The organism is Streptomyces sp. NPDC058955 (assembly GCF_042741435.1).
Taxonomy (GTDB): domain Bacteria; phylum Actinomycetota; class Actinomycetes; order Streptomycetales; family Streptomycetaceae; genus Streptomyces.
In genome coordinates this window covers 6,180-6,611 of sequence record NZ_JBHYKM010000207.1, presented here as the reverse complement: position 1 = coordinate 6,611, position 432 = coordinate 6,180, and the positions used below count along the sequence as shown (strand labels likewise).

The 432-nt window shown below is 83.6% G+C and carries 1 pseudogene; it reads left to right on the top strand.

What is annotated here, in order from left to right:
- Window positions 1-326: pseudogene (locus ACFW1I_RS37595) on the top strand (hypothetical protein); the annotation flags it as partial.
- Window positions 327-432 lie beyond the last annotated feature (106 nt).

The window sequence follows — 432 nt, the reverse complement described above, 5'->3', positions numbered from 1 at the left end:
GGGCGCCCCCCCCCCCGGCCCGGCGGCGCCCGCCGAGGCGGGCGCCGCCCGGGGGCGGGCGGGTGTGGGCGGGGGCCCTCGACGAGGTGTGGCGGGCGGCCAAGGAGGGCCGGGCGCGGCTCGTCGCCGTCGAGGAGGACTACCGGACGGTCGTCCGCGAGGAGGGCGACCACCTGCAGCCGGCCGAGGCCGGCGACGCCGGCGCCCGCGACGACATGGTCGACGAGATCGTCGAACGGGCCCTGGACACGGGCGCCGAGGTCCGCTTCGTCCCCGGCGGCACCCTCGACGGCCAGGGCCGCATCGCCGCCGTCCTCCGCTACTGACGCCCCGCGCCGAGGAGGCGCGGACCACCGGGGGGGGGCCCGACCCACCCGCGGCACCGCCCCCCCCCCGCGCGCACCCCCCCCCCCCCCCCCCGCGCCCCAGCGC